General features: G+C 54.2%; 1 protein-coding gene. It reads left to right on the top strand.

The genetic code is table 11. The annotated features are described in order from the left end of the window. Positions 1 to 12: 12 nt before the first annotated feature. Positions 13 to 236: hypothetical protein (locus HFE01_RS26820; RefSeq protein ID WP_243208327.1), on the top strand; the 224-nt coding region annotated here is incomplete at its 3' end.

Here is a 236-nt window from a genome sequence, read left to right as displayed (position 1 = left end):
GAAAGCGTCAGCGTGACAGAAGCGCCGGATGTGAAGCATTACCTGATCGGGGGCGAAGCCTTATCCGTGCAGCTGGTACAGGGGTTCCTACACAAATGGTCCGGGTATCGTCCGGTCATTACGAACGTGTATGGTCCGACCGAAGCGACCGTAGATGCAACCGCCTATACGATTGAAGATGTAGAGTCGCTGAATGTACTGCTGGAAAAAGGGGAGCACACGGTATCCATCGGAAC

The sequence above is a fragment of the Paenibacillus sp. EKM10P genome (genome assembly GCF_011800655.1).
In the GTDB taxonomy this organism is placed as follows: Bacteria; Bacillota; Bacilli; order Paenibacillales; family Paenibacillaceae; genus Paenibacillus; species Paenibacillus polymyxa.
This window is presented reverse-complemented; position numbering and strand designations above follow the sequence as displayed.